The sequence below is a fragment of the Pseudonocardia sp. SID8383 genome, assembly GCF_009864975.1.
In the GTDB taxonomy this organism is placed as follows: domain Bacteria; phylum Actinomycetota; class Actinomycetes; order Mycobacteriales; family Pseudonocardiaceae; genus Pseudonocardia; species Pseudonocardia alni.
This window is the reverse complement of sequence record NZ_WWFY01000706.1, coordinates 1-305: the sequence shown is the minus strand read 5'-3', so window position 1 is coordinate 305 and position 305 is coordinate 1. Positions and strand designations below refer to the sequence as shown.

Below are 305 nucleotides of genomic sequence, written 5' to 3'. Positions count from 1 at the left end.
GAGGGCGTGCACCCGGCCGTCGTCGGTGGCGAGGCGGTCGTCGACCAGGATCCCCCGGTCGACCGCGAGCCCGGCGTCGGCGGCCAGCCCGGTGTTCGCACGCACCCCGGCGGCGACGACGACGTGGTCCGCGGCGATCCGGGAACCGTCGTCGCAGTCCAGGCCGGCCTCGGGGTCCCAGGCCTTGGCGCCGACACCGCAGCGGACGTCGACCCCGAGCCCGCGCAGCGCGGTCGCGAGCACCTCGCCGGCGCCCGCGTCGAGCTGGCGCTCCATCAGGTGGGTGCGCGGGTGCACGAGCGTGA

1 protein-coding gene is annotated in these 305 nt (G+C 77.7%); it reads right to left on the bottom strand.

The features are described from left to right. The coding region (locus tag GTW08_RS16970) for an FAD-dependent oxidoreductase (RefSeq protein ID WP_161152214.1) at positions 1-305 on the bottom strand (305 nt) is incomplete at both ends.